The sequence below is a fragment of the Kordiimonas gwangyangensis DSM 19435 = JCM 12864 genome (genome assembly GCF_000375545.1).
Classification (GTDB): Bacteria; Pseudomonadota; Alphaproteobacteria; order Sphingomonadales; family Kordiimonadaceae; genus Kordiimonas; species Kordiimonas gwangyangensis.
Window position 1 is genome coordinate 183,527 of the sequence record NZ_AQXF01000007.1, and the last position, 21,146, is coordinate 204,672.

Genomic DNA, 21,146 nt, shown 5'->3' on the forward strand with positions numbered 1-21,146 from the left:
ATTTGCACAGCTTATCATCCAGGTCTGGAAGAAATCGGCACCGCATATGCATGCCCTTCGGCACAGCATACACACAATGCCCTCAATTTTACAGAATCGCCCACAACCAGCATCAAGCGTAGCGAACAGCACCCCCGCGCGCAACTGCACCACAGATCTCCATTTTGCAAAATTTGCAAAAATTCATTCAGCTCCCCGAAATAGCGGCCAAATCATACGTATAATTGCCATTTTACTGACGATTTATTGCAAATAATGAAAATATTTGCATTGAAATTTGCAGTAAATCCGATAAGGTATGGCCATTGATGCTGCCGCTCAGAGTTCCCTCGGCAGTGTCTGTGCATTTCTATTAGGGGCCTCTTTGAAGATTGCCGGGTACCTCCCAATTCACTCCGGCCGTTTCGGATAAGAGCACATCTTCACCCCGGCGGAGCAATCTGCCGGGGTGTTTTTTTAAACGAATTTTATAGGGAGGCGATGGCTCTGACTGTTGTATTGAAGAATGTTACACAATAACCTTCCTTCAAGTCATAACACTGCGAGGGTCCATGTTCAGATTTGCTGTCATCATTGCCATACTGTTTACATTGCCCGCTGTCGCCAGCGAAGACGGTGCCTATCTGCACTGGAACATCGATCACACCCAGCGCACGCCAAAACCAGCGCATCCGCTGAATGCGGAGGAGATTGGCGTTCTCAACCACTATAAGATTGAGCACGACAGTGAAGGTCGCATCGCAAAAGTAACCTACATGCAAAGGGGCAAGCCCGCCGATGGCGGCGAATTTGGCGTTGCTTACACTGCTTTCACCTATTCACCCGAGCAAACCGTGGAAAGCTACAAAAACGCCGCTGGGGAAGCCGTGGCTGTACGCGGCATTTTGCGGAAAGTATACCATCACCCCAAGGGCGGCTTTTGGACACGTGTCACATTTGACAATGAAGCTGGCAGCGCCGCATCACCAAACGGCTATAGCGAACTGCGTGTGATCCGCGACACAAGCGGTCGCGTGGTAATGGAAACCCGGCATTCGAGTGACGGCAGCGTTGTCGCTGAACACAATGGCTTCATGAGCGCCCATTTTGTTTATGACGACAATGGCTTTGCCCGCTACCGCGAATTTCGCAATGAGCATGGCGAACTTCAGAACGGCACGCTTGGCTACGCCCGTGTAGCGTTCAAGTTTGACCCGCACGGCAACTTCCTTGAGGAATACGCGGAAGATGCAGCGGGGGCATCAGCCACCATGTCTGCCGGTTTTCACCGCATAGAATGGCGTGAGTTCAATGCCTACGGCATGCCCGCGCGTGTCTATTATTTTGATGCGGAGGGCTATGTGTACCAACCCTACGCCTATTCGGCCCGGGAATACCTGCCGTCAACGCAGCGTGCCAGCATCGCCTTTTTTGGACCGCGCGGCGAAGCTGTCATGCACCCGCAGGGCTTCCACCGCATGAACTATATTTACGCGCCAGACGGCAGCCTTCAACGCCGCACACGCCTGAACACTGAGGGTAAACCGGTTGAATGATGATTAAAGGACAGCCGCGCCAATCAGGGCCGCATATTTGGCCGTGATCAGATTGACCGGGATACGGTCGAGGTAAGGCTGCATAGGCCCTTTGGCAACAAAGCGGCGTAACAGGTCGCTTGATGGCACCATGCCCATGATCTTCGGCAGAATACCACCGCCCAGAAACACACCACCAGTCGCACCGTGCGCCAGCGCGATGTTGCCAGCCGAACTGCCGATGATGGAAAGGAACAGCTGCACCGCACGCGTACACGACGGTGCGCCACCATCGGCCGCAAGCTTGGTGATCTCAGCCGGGCTCAGGCCACGGTCCCCGCTTCCACCATAATCCACAAGGAAACGGTGGATACGCGCGATACCCTCGCCGCAGAGGAATGTTTCAACCGACACGTGGCCCATCTCTGCGCGCAGGTGTTCGGTCAGGTCATGCTCAAGCCGGGTGGTGGGGGCAAAGGCCATGTTGCCACCCTCGGTGGGTACGGTTACCCAGTCACCGGCAACCGGCACCAGAAGTGCCACGCCAAAGCCCGTGCCCGGGCCCATGACGGAAATCGGGCCAGTCGCGTCATCCGCGCCTTTTTTGAGGGACACATAGTCCACACCCTCTTCCAGAAACTGGCAGGCGCCAGCCAGCGCGCCAAAATCATTGAGAAGGGTCACATTCTTCAGGCCATGTTCGGCCTCAAGCGACGCGGCATCTGCCTGCCAGCTGATATTGGTCAGGCGGCCATGACGTGCAGTGGTTGGGCCAGCAATCGCGAGACGGGCAAGCTGAGGGCGCTCATCACCCAGCGCAGTCAGGTATTTACCAAGCATGTCGCTGATGCTCATGTGCTCAGCACAGGCATAAACGGTTACTTTTTCAATATGCGGTTTATGTTCGCCGGGAAGGAAGCGGGCTACGCCAAAACGGCCGTTTGTGCCGCCAATGTCTGCAACAACACAGGTTTCAGTGTTTGTCATGTGTTTCCCCTTCCCTGTGCGGCCGGCCTTTTCAGCCTGTTCCACACGGTACTGCTACTTCCCAACAGCGCCCCTTTTGACCTTAGGCGTTCAGTGTCTTTAGCGACAAAAGACAGCGCTGTCAATTCAGGTCGTGACCTGCCTGAGACAATCGCGACACGGTAAAAGCTGCGGCTCATTGTCACGAAGTTCGCTTTCTTGCAGATGGCGTATTGTATTCCGCCCATACAGCTTGCTAATTTGTCGCCGGTTCGCTTTCGCTTTTGGTCCAATAAATCCACCTCAGGGGAGAATTCAGTGACACGCATGCTTCTGGCAGGGACAGTCCTTTGCTTGACCGCCTGCAGTGCGTCCGCTCCCGTACTGGATAGCGCGGCCATGCAAACGCGCCTTGCGCCGGTGCCCGCGAATATTCCCAACGGCAAGTGTGCCCTTCTTCTCAGCCCGCGAGAGGAAGGTGCGGCACCGGTATTCTTTCAGGTTGTCGGACGGCGGGACGCGTTCATCGCGCTCGACAAAAAGCAGCACAAGCTCAGCCTCAAACAGGCCAAGGGCAAACTGGCGAACGGCGTTTGGACTGAGCAGGAATTACTCGGACACAGGTTGACTGTGAACATCAACCTTCGTCATGCTGATGCCACGAATGATGGTCAGCATTTCCGTGGTGTCATTTCGCTTACCAAGCCGGGCGGCTGGTCAAACGCTATTCCGATCGAAGGAACAACCCAATGCCGGAGCAGGAACTGAAAGAGTTTGATGTCTTCATCATTGGCGGCGGCATCAACGGTGTTGGTATCGCGCGCGACGCGGCGGGGCGTGGCCTCAAGGTCTGCCTTGTAGAGCAAAACGACCTCGCCAGCGCCACATCAAGCGCCAGCTCCAAGCTTATCCACGGCGGCCTGCGCTATCTTGAAAATTACGAGTTTCATCTGGTGCGCGAAAGCCTGCAGGAACGTGAAATCCTGATGGCGATGGCGCCGCACCTTATTCACCCCATGCGTTTCATCCTGCCCCACCATGCAGGCCTGCGCCCGGCCTTCATCCTGCGCATCGGGCTTTGGCTTTATGACCATATTGGCGGCCGCAAGAAACTGCCTGCCACAAAGACCCTGAATTTGCAGAACCCGGCGGAGAAATCTCCCCTGAAACCCGAATTCAAAAAGGCTTTCGAATATTCTGACTGCTGGGTGGACGACAGCAGGCTTGTGGTAGCGAACGCCGTGGACGCGGCCAAGCGCGGTGCAGCCATCCTGCCCCGCCACCGCTTCGTACATGCCGAAAAAGACGGCCCGCTATGGAATGTGGAATATATCACTCCCAGCCACACGCGGGAGCGCGTGCGCTGCAAAGTGGTTATAAACGCTGCAGGCCCGTGGGTTGATCTTGTGCAGGAACATCTGCCGGTGATGAGCGGAACGGTCAACAACATGCGCCTTGTCAAAGGCAGCCATATCGTGGTGCCGAAGCTTTATGATGGCGACCGCGCCTTCACCTTCCAGGGCAGCGACGGGCGTGTGGTTTTCGCCATTCCTTACCGCGGGGCTTATACCCTCATCGGCACAACGGACGTGCCCTATGAGGGCGATCCGGCGCGGGTGAAGATCGATGCGAAGGAGACCAGCTACCTTTGCGCGCTGGCGTCTGAATATTTTTCGACCACCATTTCGCCGGAACAGGTTGTCTGGGCCTATTCCGGTGTTCGCCCGCTCTATGACGACGGGGAGAAAAACGCCTCCAAAACCACACGGGACTATGTGCTGGAACTGGAGGCCGACCATGAAACACCACCGCTTCTCAGCATCTATGGTGGCAAGGTGACGACGTACCGCAGGCTTGCGGAAGATGCGCTCGAGAAACTCGCACCCTATATCCCCCACGCCCACAAAACATGGACGTCGGGCACCAGCCTGCCGGGCGGTGATATCCCGGGTGGTGATTTCGAGGCATTTTACCGCGAGATGCAGGAAAACTACGCTTGGCTCAGCCCCGTAGTGTTGCGCCGGATGTGCCTCGCCTACGGCACGGATGTCGCACAGATATTGCACACTTCCCGCGCAGTGGGCGAACTGGGTGTGCATTTTGGCGCAGGCCTGTATGAGCGTGAGGTTGCCTACCTGATGGCGCAGGAATGGGCCATTTCAGCCGATGATGTCCTGTGGCGCCGCAGCAAGCTCGGGCTTGAGCTATCAGCCGCAGAACAAAAGACCCTCGCCAACTGGATGGCCGCGCATCAGCCCTGAGGTCAGGCGCAAAACGCCTGCGCCGCCTTGACCGCCCGACCCCATTTCTGAAGCTTCTCCCCTCGTTCGCTCTCATTAATTACGGGATCGAAACGTTTTTCCATGCGCCAGTTTTTGGCGATATCCTCAAGCGAGCCATAGATGCCGGCCTCAAGCCCCGCAAGATAAGCGGCACCCAGCGCCGTGGTCTCCATCACTTCGGGCCGGTCAACGGTCAGTGCCAGGGTATCGGCCAGATTCTGCACCATCCAGTCGTTCGCCACCATGCCTCCATCCACCCGCAGGACGGATGGCTTGATACCGTCTTCCGCCATGGCGCTGAAAAGATCATGTGTCTGATGGCAGATAGACTCCAGGGTCGCACGCACCAATTCGGCCCGTCCGGTCGCTCGGGTCATGCCGAATATGGCGGCACGAACATCAGGGTCCCAGTGCGGGGCACCGAGGCCCGTGAAGGCGGGCACCATATAAACACCGCCGCTATCCTTGACCGATGTGGCCAGCTTCTCACTTTCCTTCGCGCTTTCGATGATCTTGATACCGTCCCTAAGCCACTGAACAGCCGCGCCTGCGATAAAGATGGAGCCTTCCAGCGCGTAGGTTGTCTCGCCCTTCAGCCGGTAGGCTACTGTGGTCAGCAGTCGGTTCTTGCTGCCGACAAACTCGGTGCTGGTGTTCATCAGCACAAAACAACCCGTGCCATAGGTGCTTTTGATCGCCCCTTCCGTGAAACAGCACTGGCCAATCGTTGCGGCCTGCTGGTCCCCCGCCACCCCAAGGATGGGGATGGCGCGCCCGAACAGATCCTTGTCTGTCTCACCATAATTGGCGGCACAGTCCTTCACTTCAGGAAGCAGTGACTGCGGCACATTAAAGAGCTTTAATAGCTCGCTGTCCCATTCCTGTGTGCGGATATTGAATATGCTGGAACGGCTGGCGTTGGTGGCGTCGGTTGCATGAGTGCGCCCGCCCGTCAGCTTCATAATGAGGAAACTGTCGATGGTGCCCCACGCCAGTTTGCCGTCGTCTGCGGCTTTGCGGGCACCGTCTATATTGTCCAGCATCCAGGCGACTTTGGTGCCAGAGAAATAAGGGTCAAGCAGCAGGCCTGTTTTCTCCTGCACCACCTCCTCCGCGCCGTCAGCCTTCAGCTTGCGGCAAACATCTGCGGTGCGCCGGTCTTGCCAGACGATAGCATTGTGGATGGGCTTGCCACTCTCACGCTCCCAGATGACGGAGGTTTCGCGTTGGTTGGTAATACCGATAGCAACAACGCGGCAGCCTTTGCTTTCGGCTTCCCGAAGGGCATCCTGCGCGGTCTTGAGGCTGGTGTCCCAAATCTCGTTGGCGTCATGCTCGACCCAGCCGTCGGCCGGATAATGCTGCTGAAACTCAGCCTGCTTGAGCGCAATGATTTCGCCCGATTTATTGAACACAATGGCACGGCTTGACGTGGTGCCCTGGTCCATCGCCAGAATGCAGTCCTGCATAAACAAGTCCCCCGAAACACTGCCACAGCTCTTGTGTGGCCCTTCCGGGGGACAGTTTGGCAGATGCGGCGCTCGCCTTCAATGGGGCGGGCGCGGCGTCTTCTAGTTTGCTGACGTGAAGCGAACAGCCATGCCACCACCGGGCGCAAGCCGCAGGGCCATCTTATCCGCCGCTGTCACGGTTTTCTTCTCAATGACCATGGCGTAGGGGTTGGTATCCCAATCAGCGTCGTCACCGTCACGGTAGATTTCCGCCGTATAGCTGCGGCCTGCATCCAAGAAGTCGAGCGACACTTCAAGCGTACGGCCTTCCTCGTTAGTCAAGCTACCAAGGAACCAATCGTCCCCGCCACGCTCCTTACGCGCGAAGGTGACAAAGTCACCAATCTCACCATTAAGCGCGATGCTGGTCTCCCAGTCTGTCGGCACATCGCGGATAAACTGGAAGGCATCCATGCGCGCCTCGTAGTTCTCCGGCAGGTCTGCCGCCATCTGGATGGGGCTATAGAGCACCACATAAAGCGACAGCTGTTTAGCCAGTGTGGTGCGCACGCGGTCGTTTGGCTGCTCTTCTTCGAACAGCAGGTCAAAGATGCCAGGCGTGAAGTCCATCGGGCCAGAAAGCATACGGGTATAAGGCAGTACAGCCGTATGGCTCGGCGGGTTACCAGGCGAGCCCCAGGCGTTGTATTCCTGCCCACGCGCACCTTCCCGCGCAATCCAGTTCGGGTAGGTACGACGCAGACCGGTATCCTTGATCGGTTCGTGGCTATTGATGGCAATCTTGTGTTTGGCTGCTTCGATAAGCACACGCTTGTGGTGTTCGCTCATGAACTGGCCATCATGCCACTCAAAGATAGCATTGCCGTTTTCATCGAGGCGCTTGATATCACCACCATGCGCTACATAGCCGGTCTTCACCTGCGCCACGCCGTTCTTGGCCAAAAGCTCGAACGAATCCGCCATCTGGTTTTCATAGTTGGTAACACTGCCAGATGTCTCGTGGTGGCCCACAATGCGCACACCGCGGTCACGGGCATATTTGCCAAGTTCCGTCAGGTTATAGTCGGGATATGGTTTGGTGAAATTGAACACATCGCCGTTGTTGAACCAGTCACCGTCCCAGCCTTCGTTCCAGCCTTCAACGAGCACGCCGTCAAAGCCGTTTTTGGCCGCAAAGTCGATATAGCGCTTGGTATTGGCCGTCGTGGCACCGTGTTTGGGCCCGGAGCCCCAGGTCTCCACCGCCAGATGCATGCCCCACCAGATACCAACATATTTGCCCGGCTTCACCCAGCTCACATCGCCAAGCTTGTTTGGCTCATTGAGGTTGAGGATAAGGTTGGAGTCAAGAAGCCCGGTCGCGCTTTCAGTGATTTGCAGGGTACGCCAAGGCGTGACAAAAGCGCCGTCCAGCTGGACTTTGATGCCGTCCGGTCCCGGCGCGAGGTCTGCTTCAAACGTGGTGCCATGCTTTTTCAGGAGCGACATACCGGAATAGTTGGTCAGCGCCGCCTCATGGATGGAGATATGCAGCCCATCATCGCGCCGCATGGTGATTGGTGTGTGTGCGAGTGGTACCTGGTGCAGGCGGGTCTCGTTGTAGATATACTCGTACCGGTTCCACCAGCGGGCCGGAATCCACCACACGGTTGCTTCTTCCGCAAAGGCGAATTCGGTGATCTCGTCCGTGATACCAATCGCCCCAAAGCCGCCATCAGCGGGCACGTCATAGCGGAAGCCGATACCGTCATCATAAACGCGGAACACAACGTTCAGGTGACGTTTAGCGCCGTCCACTTCCGCCACCGCGACAGACAGCTGGTTATAGTGGTTGCGCACAAAATGGCGTTCACCCCATGGCTGCTCCCACGTCTCATCGAAAGTGGAAGTGTCGGTGGCTGTGATCTCCAGCCCCTTCTCGAAACCCTTTTGCTCCGACAAGCGGAAGCCAAGCTGCGACGGGTCAAGCACGGACTTGCCGTCACGCGCTACCGCGTAATACAGCCGGCCATTCTCGGTCATAACCGATACGGAAAGTTTGCCGTCAGGTGACGTGACCTGCGCGGTGTCAGCGGCGAATGCCGCCACGGGCGCCAAAAGCGCGATCAGAAAAATGGAAACAATGCGTTTCAGCATCGATTGCCCCTCATAGTCTACGGAACACACAGAGCGCTTCCTCACGCCTTATGTGTTCGACCTTGTTATACCTGCGCTTCGCCCGAGGGGCCCGGGTCTTATATTTTATTTGAAGCGGTGACAGGGATACCCAGCGCGCGATGTGCGCGCCTCATCCTTCCCACGGTGATTAGTATGGATATTAGACAGCGCTGTCAATAAAGGAGCGATGAGCGCGCTATCCGACAGGAGATAGCCGCGTCCGCGCACCACGCCCACGGCGCACACGCGTGACCGATTGGCACGCCTCCCGCAGTGTGGATGCCAGATAGCGCGATAGCCGGTCCTGCCCGGCGCCTGTCGCAATCAGTTCGTTCCGGACCGAAATGATAACCCCCGGAAGACGCCGGCGCGTGGCATGCCGGTTCAAGGTGTGGGTAGCACCATCTTCTTTACCGTAAGGTTCGTTCATGCTGATTTTATAGGTACCATCATGCAGGAAGACCGACCTTAAGGCATCAGAGAGACCTGAGGGCTCATCCTCAATAAGCGCTATCTCAATGTCCCTGGCATTCGGCATTTCAGGAGAGAAGGACTGGATGCACACAACCGCAGCATTTGGGCTGCGACGGCTGATAGTATTGAGCGCACGCTCTATAGCACTATCAAACGGCACATAGATACCCTCGCGCCTCATCTCAAGTGCTTCAATGTCGAGGTTCGCATTTCCCGGAATTGCCCGGCCACGGTAAGAGTGAGGCACCACGTCCGACGCATCCGGCGCACGGTTGCAGTTATAGGCAAGCCTTGAAAACCGCTGCAGGATTGCCTGTGCGTCCAAAAGGTCGGACATACGGTCAGTAACAACAGCCGCGCCTATATCCCACGCAATATGGCCCTCCAACGCATCGCGCGGGAGGCCAAGCGTGCCTAGCCGTTCCGGCAACCTGTTGGATGCGTGTTCGCACACCAGCAAAACATCAGCACTGCCAAGCGGGTTCAAACGTTCCACCGCCGGGCCGTCATTGATCCCCAAAAGTTGCGCCACTGCCCAGACCCTTCACACTGTTCCGATATAAAGCTGTCTGCCCAATATTTGTGACAGTGCCGTTACGAAGGGACTGTGGCGCTGATGGGAAGCTCCAAAAAGCAGACGGCGGCACACAAGGTACCGCCGTCCACAAGTTTCTGACTTATATTCGCTTAGAGGTCGAAGCGGTCGAGCATCATGACTTTGGTCCAAGCGGAGACGAAGTCATTCACAAACTTGGCTTCCGCACCTTCCTGTGCATACACTTCAGCAACCGCCCGCAGTTCGGTGTTTGAGCCAAAGATCAGGTCGACAGGTGTTGCTGTCCACTTCACTTCGCCGCTCGCGCGGTCATAGCCCTCATAAACACCCATGGTGTCAGCGGACTTTTTCCAACCCGTGGAAAGGTCCAGCAGGTTGACGAAGAAGTCATTGCTGAGCGTGCCTGGTTCTGCAGTGAACACACCGTGCTTGGACTGGCCCGTGTTTGCATCAAGGGCGCGCATACCGCCAACAAGAACGGTCATTTCCGGCACGCTCAACTTCAGAAGCGCAGCCTTTTCGACCAGCATTTCTGCAGGCGAGCGGGTGTTGCCGACTTCAAAGTAGTTGCGGAAACCGTCTGCGCTTGGCTTGAGAACAGAGAAAGCGTCAGCGTCCGTCATTTCAGCCGTCGCGTCAGTACGGCCCGGCGTGAAAGGTACTTCCACTTTATGACCCGCAGCTTTCGCTGCTTCTTCAATTGCAGCACCACCAGCGAGCACAATTAGGTCAGCGAGCGAGATTTTCTTGCCGCCCGATGCCTTCTTGTTGAAGTCGGCCTGAATGCCTTCCAGAACCGAGACCACTTTTGCAAGCTCGGCCGGGTCATTGACTGCCCAGTCTTTTTGCGGAGCAAGCCGCACGCGTGCACCGTTAGCACCACCACGCATGTCTGTGCCGCGGAAGCTGGATGCGGATGCCCATGCGGTGCGGATCAACTCAGGCACCGTCAGGCCAGATTGCAGCACTGCTTTCTTGAGCTTGGCAACGTCCTTGGCACCAACCAGCTTGTGGTCCACCGCCGGCACAGGGTCCTGCCACACAAGCGCTTCCTTGGGCGCGAGCGAGCCGAGGTAGCGCGAACGCGGGCCCATGTCACGGTGCGTCAGCTTGAACCAAGCTTTAGCAAATGCGAGCTCGAACTCCTCGGGGTTGTTGAGGAACCGCTCGGAAATCTTGCGGTATTCTGGGTCAAACTTGAGCGCTAAGTCAGTGGTGAACATGATCGGCGCATGGCGCTTGTTCTCGTCATGGGCATCAGGCACCAGTTGCGCGGCGCTCTCGTCACTCGGCACCCACTGGGTTGCCCCAGCCGGGCTCTTTGTCGGAACCCAGTCGAACATGTAAAGGTTTTCGAGATAGTTATGCGTCCACTCCGCCGGGCTTACGGTCCAAGCGCCTTCCAGGCCGCTTGTGATGGTATTGGCACCGTTGCCGCTACCATATTTGTTTTTCCAGCCCAAACCTTGCTCTTCAAGCGATGCTGCTTCCGGTTCCTTGCCCATGTATTTGGAAGGATCTGCCGCACCATGTGCTTTACCAAAGGTGTGACCACCGGCGATCAGCGCAACCGTTTCCTCGTCGTTCATCGCCATGCGCCCGAACGTTTCGCGGATGTCGTTAGCTGCCAGAAGCGGATCAGGGTTTCCGTCCGGCCCTTCCGGGTTCACATAAATGAGACCCATGCGTGTTGCGGCGAGAGGGCCTTTGAGCTTGCGACCTTCAGCGTGGCGTTTACTGCCAAGCCACTCACCTTCCGGTCCCCAGTAAACTTCGTCCGGCTGCCACGCATCTTCACGACCGCCAGCAAAACCAAAAATCTTGAACCCCATGTCTTCCATGGCAACGGTGCCAGCAAGCACGATCAGGTCCGACCACGAGATTTTGTTGCCGTATTTTTGTTTGAGCGGCCAAAGCAGGCGCTGCGCTTTATCAAGGTTGACGTTATCAGGCCAGCTGTTGAGCGGGGCAAAGCGCTGCATGCCACCATCGGCACCACCGCGACCATCGATCGTGCGGTAAGTACCGGCGCTGTGCCACGACATACGAATGAAGAACGGGCCATAGTGACCATAGTCTGCCGGCCACCAGTCCTGCGAGGTTTTCATCAGCGTCTTCAAGTCCGCTTTCAGTGCTTCAAGGTCGAGCTTTTTGAACTCTTCCGCATAGTCGAAATCCTCGCCCAGCGGATTTGACGCATCCGCATTCTGGCGCAGGGGTTCAAGGTTGAGACGGTTCGGCCACCAGAATTCATTGGTTGGCATCTTCTCATCTGCAGCGGCAACGCTCGGTGCCGCGAGTGGCGACAGGCCAACGGTCAAGATGGCTATCGCAGACAATGTGTGACGAAGCATTGGTCTTCCTCCAGAAATTAAGAATTATTTCTGATAGGATAAAGGTTTGCTTTTGTGAAATTGATTGCCTTGGTCTCATAAATCCAAAAAAACGATTTATTGGATTCTTAATTATCGGCTGAATAAAATTACGAGTCGCTACTACGCGCTATGCGGGTTCAAATGCCGCCAATGCGTCCAGAAACGCAACGCCATATTTCTCGACCTTACGCGGTCCGACACCGCTGACACCAAGCAGGTCATCAAGCCGCGCGGGTTTGCGCGCAGCAAACTCCATCAGAACCGCGTCATGGAAAATCACATAGGCAGGTACATTCTCTGCCCTCGCCAGTTCGCGCCGTACCTCCTTGAGATATTCAAAGAGCGGTTGGTCGCTGCCTGCTAGGGTGACCTGCTCGGCCTTACGTCCACCCCTCCGGCGCTTTGGCGCGGCAACATATTCAACAAATTCCACACGACCGCTGCCGTGCAGGAGCGCTGCCCCGGGCTCTCGTATCTTCAAGGAGCCATAGGTCGGGTCCACGTCAATGAGCCCGGCAGCGAACATTTGCCGGAAAACTGCCTGCCACGCAGGAGTTGGCAGTGTGCGCCCCTCGCCATAACCCGGCAACCTGTCATGACCCGCTGCAACGATTTTCGCGCTATTCGCGCCAATCAACAGGTCGATAATATGGCCCCGACCATATATTTCGCCGCTGTCCTCAATAAGGGAAAGTGCCAATCTGGCGTGCGCAGTACCATCGTAGACGGTTGGCGGGTTGAGGCAGGTATCGCAGTGCCCACAGGGTGCTTTCTCGGCATCACCGAAATAGCGCAACAGCACATTGCGGCGGCAGCCAGCAGCCTCGCAAAAAGCGAGCAAAGCATTCAGCCGCTGCATCTCTGACCGCTTCTTCGCATCAGACGCGTTTGACCCATTGATCATATCACGGCGCACGCGGATGTTATCGAAGCCATAGAGCATAAGTGCACGTGCGGGCCCGCCGTCACGCCCAGCGCGGCCCATTTCCTGGTAATAGGCTTCCATACTGCTGGGCAGGTCCATATGCATGACAAAACGTACGTCCGGCTTGTCGATCCCCATGCCGAACGCGATGGTCGCCACCATAATGACGCCCGCGCGGCTCAGGAATACCTCCTGGTTTTCCTGCCGCACCTCAGAGGGCAAGCCCGCATGGTATGGTAGCGCCATATAGCCGTTTTCACAGAGTAGCTTGGCAGTGGCTTCCACCTTTGCGCGCGACAGGCAGTACACAATCCCTTGCTGGCCTGAAAACTCGGATACAAAATCGAGCAGCTGGCGGTTGCCGTTATTCTTTTGCTGCACATCGATGCGGATGTTGGGCCGGTCAAAGCCCTGCACCATCATCTCACCGTTGTTGCCGAGCAGATGCTCCATGATTTCGGCCCGGGTTGGCTGGTCCGCGGTCGCGGTAAAGGCACCAATGGGCACGTCAGGGAACATTTCGCGCAATTGATTGAGCTGGCGGTATTCAGGGCGAAAATCGTGGCCCCACTGGGACACACAGTGCGCCTCATCAACAACGAACATGCCCACATTTTGTTTTGTGAGCGCACCAAGCAGCCGCCCGTTCAAAAGCTGCTCAGGTGACAGGTATAAAAATTTCAACTCACCAGCCACTAGACGGTGCCAAATCGTTACTTTTTCATCCCGGGTTTTGGTGCTGTTGATGGTGTCAGCACTGATGCCATTTGCGCGCAAGCTCGCGACCTGATCATCCATCAAGGCGAGGAGCGGCGACACAACAATGGCCACCCCTTCGCGCATCAGTGCCGCAATCTGGTAACACAGACTTTTGCCCGCACCCGTAGGCATAATGGCCAAAAGGTTCTGCCCTGAAATCAGCGTTTCTGCGGCAGCGCGCTGGCCATCCCGAAACGCCGAAAAGCCAAACACTTCATGCAATACCTCATCAAGGGATTGGGCTCTTGCGTTATGTGGCTGCATGGGTGAGGACTTTCGGGTCGGGGCAATATCCCTGCACCATACAGCCCACATCACCTCTCGCAACCTTAAACACGCGAACACAGGAAAGTCCCAGATACGTTCTGGCTATAGAGGCTTCAGAAACAGGCGCCGCTAAGCTATTGCGAGCAGGCACAGGGCGCACTTGCTCACCTCAGCGAACTGGCCAGCCCGAACAACTGGGATTTTGTGAGGTCGACTAGGCGTACAGATCCTGCCTAATGCTAATTGGCCCGCGCTTTCGCCTCCAGACGCCGCTTGTGCAGCAGAGGCTCTGTGTAACCGTTCGGCTGCTCCCGGCCTTTAAAGATCAGGTCGGCTGCAGCCTGAAAAGCAATGCTGTCATCGAAGTTCGGTGCCATGGGTTGGTACGCCAGGTCGCCTGCATTTTGCGCGTCGACGATGGCTGCCATGCGCTCCAGTGCCCCCTGCACCTGCGCCTGACTGCAGATACCATGGTGCAGCCAGTTGGCGACATGCTGACTGGAAATGCGGAGCGTCGCGCGATCCTCCATCAAGCCAACGTTGTTGATGTCCGGCACCTTGGAACACCCAACCCCCTGATCGATCCAGCGCACAACATAACCGAGGATACCCTGGGCATTGTTGTCCAACTCACGCTGTACTTCTTCCTCTGACAGGTTACGCCCCCGCATAAGCGGTACCGTCAGGATATCATCCAGACTGGCTCGCGGCGCACTTGCGAGTTCCTTCTGGCGATCTGCCACGGACACCATGTGGTAGTGCTGCGCATGGAGCGTTGCCGCTGTCGGTGACGGCACCCAGGCACAACTCGCGCCAGCTTTGGGGTGCCCGATCTTTTCCACCATCATTCGCGCCATCTCGTCAGGCATAGCCCACATGCCTTTGCCAATCTGCGCCACGCCCTGCAAGCCGCACTCGAGACCGATATTCACGTTCCAGTTCTCATACGCCGCAATCCAGGGCTCACCCTTGATATCGCCTTTGGGCAGGAAGGCACCCGCTTCCATGCTGGTGTGAAGTTCGTCGCCTGTCCGGTCAAGGAAACCGGTATTTATAAACACAAGACGGTCCTTCACCGCACGGATACACTCCTTCAGGTTCACCGTGGTGCGGCGCTCTTCATCCATTACGCCAACCTTGATCGTGAAGCGTTCGAGTCCAAGAATGTCTTCAACCGCCCCCATGATTTCATTCGTGAGCGCCACCTCTGCAGGGCCATGCATTTTCGGCTTAACAATATAGATGCTGCCCATCCGACTATTGGCATTCTCACCTTTCTTCTTCAGATCATGTATCGCACACAGACTGGTCACGAGTGCATCCAGAAGTCCTTCAGAAACCTCCTCGCCTGCTACATCGAGAACAGCAGGTGTCGTCATCAAGTGGCCAACGTTGCGCACAAGAAGAAGGCTGCGCCCCGGCAGGGTGATCTCTCCGCCGCTTGCGGCATTGTAGATCCGGTCCTTGTTGAGACTCCGGGTCATCTCCTGACCGCCCTTCGTGAAGGTGTCGGTGAGGTCACCTTTCATGAGACCGAGCCAGTTGCGGTAGACGGTGGTTTTGTCTTCGCCGTCCACAGCCGCGACAGAATCTTCACAGTCCTGAATGGTCGAGATTGCGGCTTCAAGCACTACGTCTTTCACGCCCGCGCGCGAACTCGCGCCGACCGGGTGCCCCCTGTCGATCTGAATCTCGATATGCAGGCCGTTGTTCTTGAGAAGGATCGAGGACGGTGCATCCGCGCTGCCCTGATAACCGACGAACTGCGCAGCATTCGCAAGGCCCACCTCATTGCCTGACGCGGTCTCCACTTTCAAGACGCCGGCTTCAACCTTATAAGCAGCAACATCCGCGTGTTTTGCGCCTGCGAGCGGCACAGCGTCATCGAGGAAGGCAGCGGCTTTCGCAACCACCACAGCACCACGTGCCGTGTTGTATTTAGCAGTTTTCTCGAGCCCTGGTTCCTCGGCAATCACGTCGGTGCCATAATAGGCGTCATAAAGGCTGCCCCAACGCGCGTTCGCTGCATTCAGGGCAAAGCGTGCGTTCATCACCGGCACCACCAACTGAGGTCCCGCAATGCTGGCGATCTCAGGGTCCACATTCTTGGTGTCAATTTTAAATGCCGGCCCCTCGCTCTCGAGATATCCAATCTCCTGAAGGAAGGTTTTATACTCGCCAAAGTCAAAATTCGGCCCGGGATTGGCTTTGTGCCACGCGTCAATTTTAGCCTGCAATGCCTCACGGCGTTCTAGAGCCTGTCGGGTTTTAGGGCCGTAGGTTTTGACAAGAGCGGCGAGACCGGACCAGAACGTTTGCGGGTCAATACCCGAACCCGGCAGGGCTTCATTTTCGATAAAGCCGTAGAGTTCCTTTGCCACCAGCAAACCGCTTACTTCTACCCGATCCGTCATTTCTTTCTCCGTCACGCTCAAGACTTTCAAAGCCCGATTACTATACTCAAATTTTGGCGACTGGCCCGAATAATCGGGCCCAGACAAGATAACTGCCGCCCCCTCCGTACGTTGGAAAGAGCGGCAGTTTTGTATCCCGATTTAGCCGCTTAGCCGAACTGGTTCATGGTGTTGTCTTCACCAGCTGCCTTCAGTGCTGCTTCACCAGCGAAATATTCCTTGTGGTCATCGCCAATATCCGAACCAGCCATATTCTGGTGCTTCACGCAGGCGATGCCCTGGCGGATTTCTTCACGCTGAACCTGCTTCACGTAACCAAGCATGGCTTCCTCACCGAAGTAGCGCTTGGCCAGATTGTCCGTCGACAGCGCCGCCGTGTGGTATGTCGGCAAAGTGATCAGGTGGTGGAAGATACCGGCCCGCTTTGAGCCGTCCCGCTGGAAGGTACGGATTTTCTCATCCGCGGCAGCGGCCAGTTCCGTGTCGTCATAGTCAACACTCATCAGCTTCCCACGGTCGTAAGCGGATACGTCCTTGCCTTCTGCTTCCCAGGCATCGAACACTTGTTGGCGGAAGTTGAGCGTCCAGTTAAAGGACGGCGAGTTGTTGTACACAAGCTTCGCGTTCGGAATAACTTCACGAATGCGGTCTACCATGCCCGCGATCTGCTCAACGTGAGGCTTCTCGGTTTCGATCCACAAGAGGTCGGCGCCGTTCTGCAGCGAGGTGATACAGTCGAGAACGCAGCGGTCTTCACCCGTACCTGCCCGGAACTGGAACAGGTTGGAAGGCAGCCGTTTGGGGCGCAGCAGTTTGCCGTCGCGGTTGATGACAACGTCGTTTGCCTTCAGGTCGCCGGCCGCAACTTCTTCACAGTCAAGGAAGCTGTTGTACTGGTCACCAATGTCACCCGGCTCCTTCGAGTAAGCGATTTGCTTCGTAAGGCCAGCACCAAGGCTGTCCGTGCGCGTTACAACGATACCATTGTCCACACCGAGTTCGAGGAAGGCGTAACGACACGCGCGAACTTTCGCGAGGAAGTCTTCATGCGGCACCGTTACTTTACCGTCCTGGTGGCCACACTGCTTCTCGTCAGACACCTGGTTCTCGATCTGGAGGGCACAAGCGCCTGCTTCGATCATTTTCTTCGCGAGCAGATAGGTCGCCTCCGCGTTACCGAAGCCGGCGTCAATATCCGCAATGATTGGAACAACGTGGGTCTCGAAGTTGTCGATCTTGCTTTGAACTTCAGCTTCAAGCGCGGCATTACCGGCTTTGCGTGCAGCGTCGAGCTCACGGAAGTAGCCGCCAAGCTCACGGGCATCAGCCTGCTTGAGGAAAGTGTAGAGCTCCTCAATCAGTGCTGGAACCGAAGTTTTCTCGTGCATACTTTGGTCCGGCAGCGGGCCGAACTCGGACCTGAGCGCCGCAACCATCCAGCCAGAAAGATAGAGGTAGCGGCCCTTAGTCGTGCCGAAGTGCTTCTTGATGGAAATCAGCTTCTGCTGGCCAATGAAACCATGCCAGCAGCCAAGCGACTGTGTGTAGTTGGCTGGATCGGCATCATAGGCTGCCATATCCTTGCGCATGATGTCTGCAGTATAGCGCGCGATATCGAGACCGGTATGGAAACGGTTCTGCGCGCGCATGCGGGCGACCGCCTCGGCGTCGATGCCATCCCATGTACCCTTGAAGCTGCTGATCAGATCCTGAACGTTTTTGATGTCGTCCTGATAGCTCATGATCTTCTTCCCGTTTGTTTTGTCAAATGGCATCGCGTTATCTCCTCTGCACATTGTCATTCATCCACCTCCGTGGTCTGATTGACTTGCCTTGAGCCGGTGATACGCGGGAAAAAGCTTTTTTGCACACGGCATTTAGTGAACTTGTAAATTCTCACAAAATATTTTGTAACTTTGTAAGTCTTGTAATATTGTTTCTGTAAATAGAGAGGCTGGCATGGCAAAAGAACGCAGTATTTTCATGGGGCCCAGGATCAGGCGACTTCGGCGCGACCTGGGCCTGACGCAGGTCGGCATGGCCGAGGATCTAGAGGTTTCGCCCTCCTATATTGCGCTTATTGAAACCAACCAGCGCCCGGTGACGGCATCCATGCTCCTGAAGCTTGCCGAGATTTACCGCACGGACATTGCATCGCTTGCGCGCGGGTCTGGCGACGACTTCAATGCCCAGATAGCGGCGACCTTTAAGTCTCCCCTGTTTGCTGACCTTGACCTTTCCCCTCTCGAAATTCAGGATTTTGCCAGCACATTTCCAGCTACGGCGGAGGCCGTTATTCGCCTCTATACAGCCTATCAAGAAGGCCAGATGGCTCTCGCCGACCAAACGGGCGGCGAAAGCACTGCCGGTCCTGATCCCGTGAGTGAAGCCCGGCGGTTCCTCGCTGCACGCAAAAACTATTTCCTCGAGATCGACAACAAGGCCGAAGACCTCGCACAGGAAATCAGACGTGTTGGAGGCTACGAGCAATATTTTGCCGACCAGCGCCTCAGAGTACGTCGCCTGCCATCCGATGTGATGATGGGCTTCACCCGGCGGTTTGATATGCACCGGCGTGAAATTGTGCTCGACGAAGCGCTCGATAACGCCAGCGCCAATTTCCAACTCGCACTGCAGATTGCCTATATGGAAATGACTGAGGTCATTGCAGACAGCCTCGCCGGCACGGAGTTCGATACTGAAAACGGTGAGAAGCTGACCAAGCGTGCACTCGCCAGCTATGCAGCGGGCGCAATCATGATGCCCTACCATGCTTTCGCTAAAGCCGCGAAAAACAGGCACTATGATATCGAGGCCCTCGGCAGACAGTTCGGTGCCAGCTTTGAACAGGTCGCGCACCGCCTGACCACCCTCCAGAAGCCAGGTCAAGAGGGTGTGCCCTTCTTCTTTATCCGCGTTGATGCCGCAGGCAATGTTTCCAAGCGGCTTGACGGTGCCGGGTTCCCCTTCGCGCGCCACGGCGGCTCCTGCCCGCTTTGGAGCGTACATAGCGCCTTCAAGAAACCGCGGGAAGTGATCACCCAGTGGGTTGAACTGCCGGACGGTGAACGCTTCTTCTCGATTGTCCGAACAGTAACGGCTGGCGGCGGAGGCTATGGCCGTCCCCAGATTGAACGCGCCATCGCACTCTGCTGCTCATCCCAGCACGCCCATAAGCTGGTTTACACCCAAGGCACAGACATTTCAGCTGTGCAGCCGACACCAATCGGCGTGACCTGCCGCCTCTGTCACCGCGCCGACTGCCTCGCCCGAGCAGAACCGCCCATAGGCCGCTCGCTCCTGTCGGATGACTATCGTCGGCCGTCAACACCATTTGGTCTGGTTGATCCCTAAGAGGGCTGGGCCTCACAGTCAACCAACTCAGATGGTCATAGTCTGCAGCGAACATGCGCATCCGCTGGACTAATTCATCGGAAGATATGTTATGAAATAACCTTTCATCCCACAAACGGCACAACTCGTCGCTGAGCCATTGTCTATACTAACCGATTAACCGAAGCCAGATACGAGAATAAGCGGTCAAGTTTGACTGCCCCAGCCACACGGAGCCAAGCATGAAAAAAATCGCTATACTCGTCATCGCGTTAATGGTGCCGATGGGCGGCAGCCAAGCGAACGACCCGCACGCGTATCAAATACCCCGCACGGAGGTAGTCCCCATAGAAGATACCCAAAACGGCCGACAATATGAGATCTACGTCAAACTGCCCGAGAGCTATTGGGAAGATGCGGAGAAGCTGTTCCCGGTAATCTACACCACCGATGCTGCTTGGCACATGGACCTTCTATCCGGCACCACCGAGTATTTGATGCCAGATACTATTCTCGTCGGCATCTCATGGCAGAAGAATTCGGCAGAGGATATTGATGACGCGCGGCCCTTTGTTAGCAGGTTCCGTGACTACTCTTTCGTCGCCCATGAAAACCCTGAAATCCAAGCCAAATATCAGATGGGCCAAGCCAGCACCCACCTGACTTTTATTCGCAATGACGTCATCCAATATATTGAGCAACGCTACCGAGTCACCCCGGGCCAAAGGGCTTACCTCGGTTATTCCATGGGCGCCTCTTTTGGTTCTTATGTCTTGTTTGCCAAGCCAGATACGTTCAACCAATACATTCTTGGCAGCCCCTCACTGGACCAGCTTGAGATCGATTTTCTGACCGGCATGCAAGACCAGGCAGTGCCTGATAGGCAAAACATGAATACTCATGTGTTTGTATCAATCGGGGAGAAGGAAGAAGCTAACCTCGAGCTTACAAGGGCCTTTGTATCGCTGCTGCAGCAACGCAACCAACCAGGCTTTCCGCGTTCTGACCTGCAAATCATCGAAGATTCTGATCACTCGACTGCCGTACCAGAGACCTTCGTACGCGGCATCAAATGGCTATCAGCGCTCACTGGCGAATAAACTCTGCTTTGTCTTCATACACCAGGCCACTCGCGAGCAAGTTTGAGTGCCCTGCCACACGATGTGATTGGCTTTTTGCTCTGAGGGATCTGACGGGCTGCGCCTAAAACGGGACAGGCCTTGGTTTTGCCCGGGTCCTTTTTGAGGCTTTCGCTCTTCGGTGGTTTTGGTCTGAGGATTTACCGGCAGTTGCTACGCTTTGTGCCGTTGCCTCCAAGCCATTGCTTAGCAATGCCTTTCCGGCCGAACCGGCGTGCTCATAGGCCTGCGGCCAGCTTCGCAAACACCGTCTCCACCTACCAATAAAAAAGCCAGCACCCTTTAGGGTACTGGCCTTTTTAATGGTTGCGGGAGCAGGATTAGCCTCGTCGCTATGCACCTCGTCACTCCGCTTCGCTCCGTATGAACACAGTTTCATTCACCAGGCTCCTGCGACAAAGTCAAAAGCCCCTGCCACACGAGGTGACAGGGCCTTTTAATTGGTTGCGGGCTCAGGATTTAGCTTCGCTGACCTTGGCGCTTGATCGCAACGCGACGCGTTGCTGCGCCTGC

13 protein-coding genes are annotated in these 21,146 nt (G+C 56.2%); 5 read left to right on the top strand and 8 right to left on the bottom strand.

From position 1 onward, the window contains the following. Positions 1-551: 551 nt before the first annotated feature. Positions 552-1,535: a hypothetical protein gene (locus tag B150_RS0118580; protein ID WP_020401463.1), complete on the top strand. Its 984-nt coding sequence runs from the start codon at positions 552-554 to the stop codon at positions 1,533-1,535. A gap of 3 nt (positions 1,536-1,538) precedes the next feature. On the opposite strand, the gene glk is transcribed toward B150_RS0118580, so the two are convergent. Continuing rightward, positions 1,539-2,501 (bottom strand): glucokinase, encoded by a 963-nt coding sequence (gene glk / locus B150_RS0118585; RefSeq protein WP_020401464.1) that lies wholly within the window; start codon positions 2,499-2,501, stop codon positions 1,539-1,541. A gap of 297 nt (positions 2,502-2,798) precedes the next feature. On the opposite strand from glk, the gene B150_RS0118595 reads away from it, so the two are divergent. Both B150_RS0118595 and glpD read left to right on the top strand, forming a co-directional pair. Next, a complete protein-coding gene (locus B150_RS0118595) occupies positions 2,799-3,248 on the top strand; it encodes a hypothetical protein (protein WP_155860140.1) in 450 nt (149 codons plus the stop codon). After that, entirely contained in the window at positions 3,230-4,741 is a 1,512-nt protein-coding gene (gene glpD, locus B150_RS0118600) for a glycerol-3-phosphate dehydrogenase (protein WP_020401467.1), read from the top strand. Before B150_RS0118595 ends, glpD begins: the two co-directional genes overlap by 19 nt. 2 nt (positions 4,742-4,743) lie before the next feature. Here glpD and glpK read toward each other — a convergent pair whose 3' ends face one another. The 7 genes from glpK to B150_RS0118635 all read right to left on the bottom strand — a co-directional run bounded on the left by glpK (position 4,744) and on the right by B150_RS0118635 (position 17,903). Further along, entirely contained in the window at positions 4,744-6,231 is a 1,488-nt protein-coding gene (gene glpK, locus B150_RS0118605) for a glycerol kinase GlpK (protein WP_020401468.1), read from the bottom strand. Positions 6,232-6,333: 102 nt separating this feature from the next. Next, positions 6,334-8,370: a glycoside hydrolase family 97 protein gene (locus tag B150_RS0118610; protein WP_020401469.1), complete on the bottom strand. Its 2,037-nt coding sequence runs from the start codon at positions 8,368-8,370 to the stop codon at positions 6,334-6,336. A 217-nt stretch (positions 8,371-8,587) separates the two neighbouring features. Next, a complete protein-coding gene (locus B150_RS21880) occupies positions 8,588-9,397 on the bottom strand; it encodes an N-formylglutamate amidohydrolase (protein ID WP_020401470.1) in 810 nt (269 codons plus the stop codon). Between the two features lie 155 nt (positions 9,398-9,552). Beyond that, positions 9,553-11,775 carry a catalase/peroxidase HPI gene (katG, locus tag B150_RS0118620; protein ID WP_020401471.1) on the bottom strand — a complete coding sequence of 741 codons (2,223 nt, stop codon included), beginning with the start codon at positions 11,773-11,775 and terminating at the stop codon, positions 9,553-9,555. Positions 11,776-11,923: 148 nt separating this feature from the next. Next, on the bottom strand, positions 11,924-13,795 hold the full coding sequence (gene recQ, locus B150_RS21885; protein WP_342333610.1) for a DNA helicase RecQ: 1,872 nt from the start codon (positions 13,793-13,795) through the stop codon (positions 11,924-11,926). A 191-nt stretch (positions 13,796-13,986) separates the two neighbouring features. Then, positions 13,987-16,161 (bottom strand): malate synthase G, encoded by a 2,175-nt coding sequence (locus tag B150_RS0118630; protein WP_020401473.1) that lies wholly within the window; start codon positions 16,159-16,161, stop codon positions 13,987-13,989. A 149-nt stretch (positions 16,162-16,310) separates the two neighbouring features. Then, positions 16,311-17,903, bottom strand: a complete 1,593-nt coding sequence (locus B150_RS0118635) for an isocitrate lyase (RefSeq protein WP_025896660.1) — start codon at positions 17,901-17,903, stop codon at positions 16,311-16,313. A 217-nt stretch (positions 17,904-18,120) separates the two neighbouring features. On the opposite strand from B150_RS0118635, the gene B150_RS0118640 reads away from it, so the two are divergent. Together B150_RS0118640 and B150_RS0118645 are read left to right on the top strand one after the other, a co-directional pair. Further along, entirely contained in the window at positions 18,121-19,515 is a 1,395-nt protein-coding gene (locus tag B150_RS0118640) for a helix-turn-helix domain-containing protein (protein ID WP_020401475.1), read from the top strand. Positions 19,516-19,736: 221 nt separating this feature from the next. Next, positions 19,737-20,594, top strand: a complete 858-nt coding sequence (locus B150_RS0118645) for an alpha/beta hydrolase (protein ID WP_020401476.1) — start codon at positions 19,737-19,739, stop codon at positions 20,592-20,594. Positions 20,595-21,146: the final 552 nt, after the last annotated feature.

What these genes read in the sequence shown, in the direction of transcription:
- B150_RS0118580 (WP_020401463.1), top strand. Translation starts at nt 552, where the DNA reads ATGTTCAGATTTGCTGTCATCATTGCCATACTGTTTACATTGCCCGCT.
- glk (WP_020401464.1), bottom strand. Translation starts at nt 2,501, where the DNA reads ATGACAAACACTGAAACCTGTGTTGTTGCAGACATTGGCGGCACAAAC.
- glpD (WP_020401467.1), top strand. Translation starts at nt 3,230, where the DNA reads ATGCCGGAGCAGGAACTGAAAGAGTTTGATGTCTTCATCATTGGCGGC.
- glpK (WP_020401468.1), bottom strand. Translation starts at nt 6,231, where the DNA reads ATGCAGGACTGCATTCTGGCGATGGACCAGGGCACCACGTCAAGCCGT.
- B150_RS0118610 (WP_020401469.1), bottom strand. Translation starts at nt 8,370, where the DNA reads ATGCTGAAACGCATTGTTTCCATTTTTCTGATCGCGCTTTTGGCGCCC.
- katG (WP_020401471.1), bottom strand. Translation starts at nt 11,775, where the DNA reads ATGCTTCGTCACACATTGTCTGCGATAGCCATCTTGACCGTTGGCCTG.
- recQ (WP_342333610.1), bottom strand. Translation starts at nt 13,795, where the DNA reads ATGTGGGCTGTATGGTGCAGGGATATTGCCCCGACCCGAAAGTCCTCA.
- B150_RS0118630 (WP_020401473.1), bottom strand. Translation starts at nt 16,161, where the DNA reads ATGACGGATCGGGTAGAAGTAAGCGGTTTGCTGGTGGCAAAGGAACTC.
- B150_RS0118635 (WP_025896660.1), bottom strand. Translation starts at nt 17,903, where the DNA reads ATGAGCTATCAGGACGACATCAAAAACGTTCAGGATCTGATCAGCAGC.
- B150_RS0118640 (WP_020401475.1), top strand. Translation starts at nt 18,121, where the DNA reads ATGGCAAAAGAACGCAGTATTTTCATGGGGCCCAGGATCAGGCGACTT.
- B150_RS0118645 (WP_020401476.1), top strand. Translation starts at nt 19,737, where the DNA reads ATGAAAAAAATCGCTATACTCGTCATCGCGTTAATGGTGCCGATGGGC.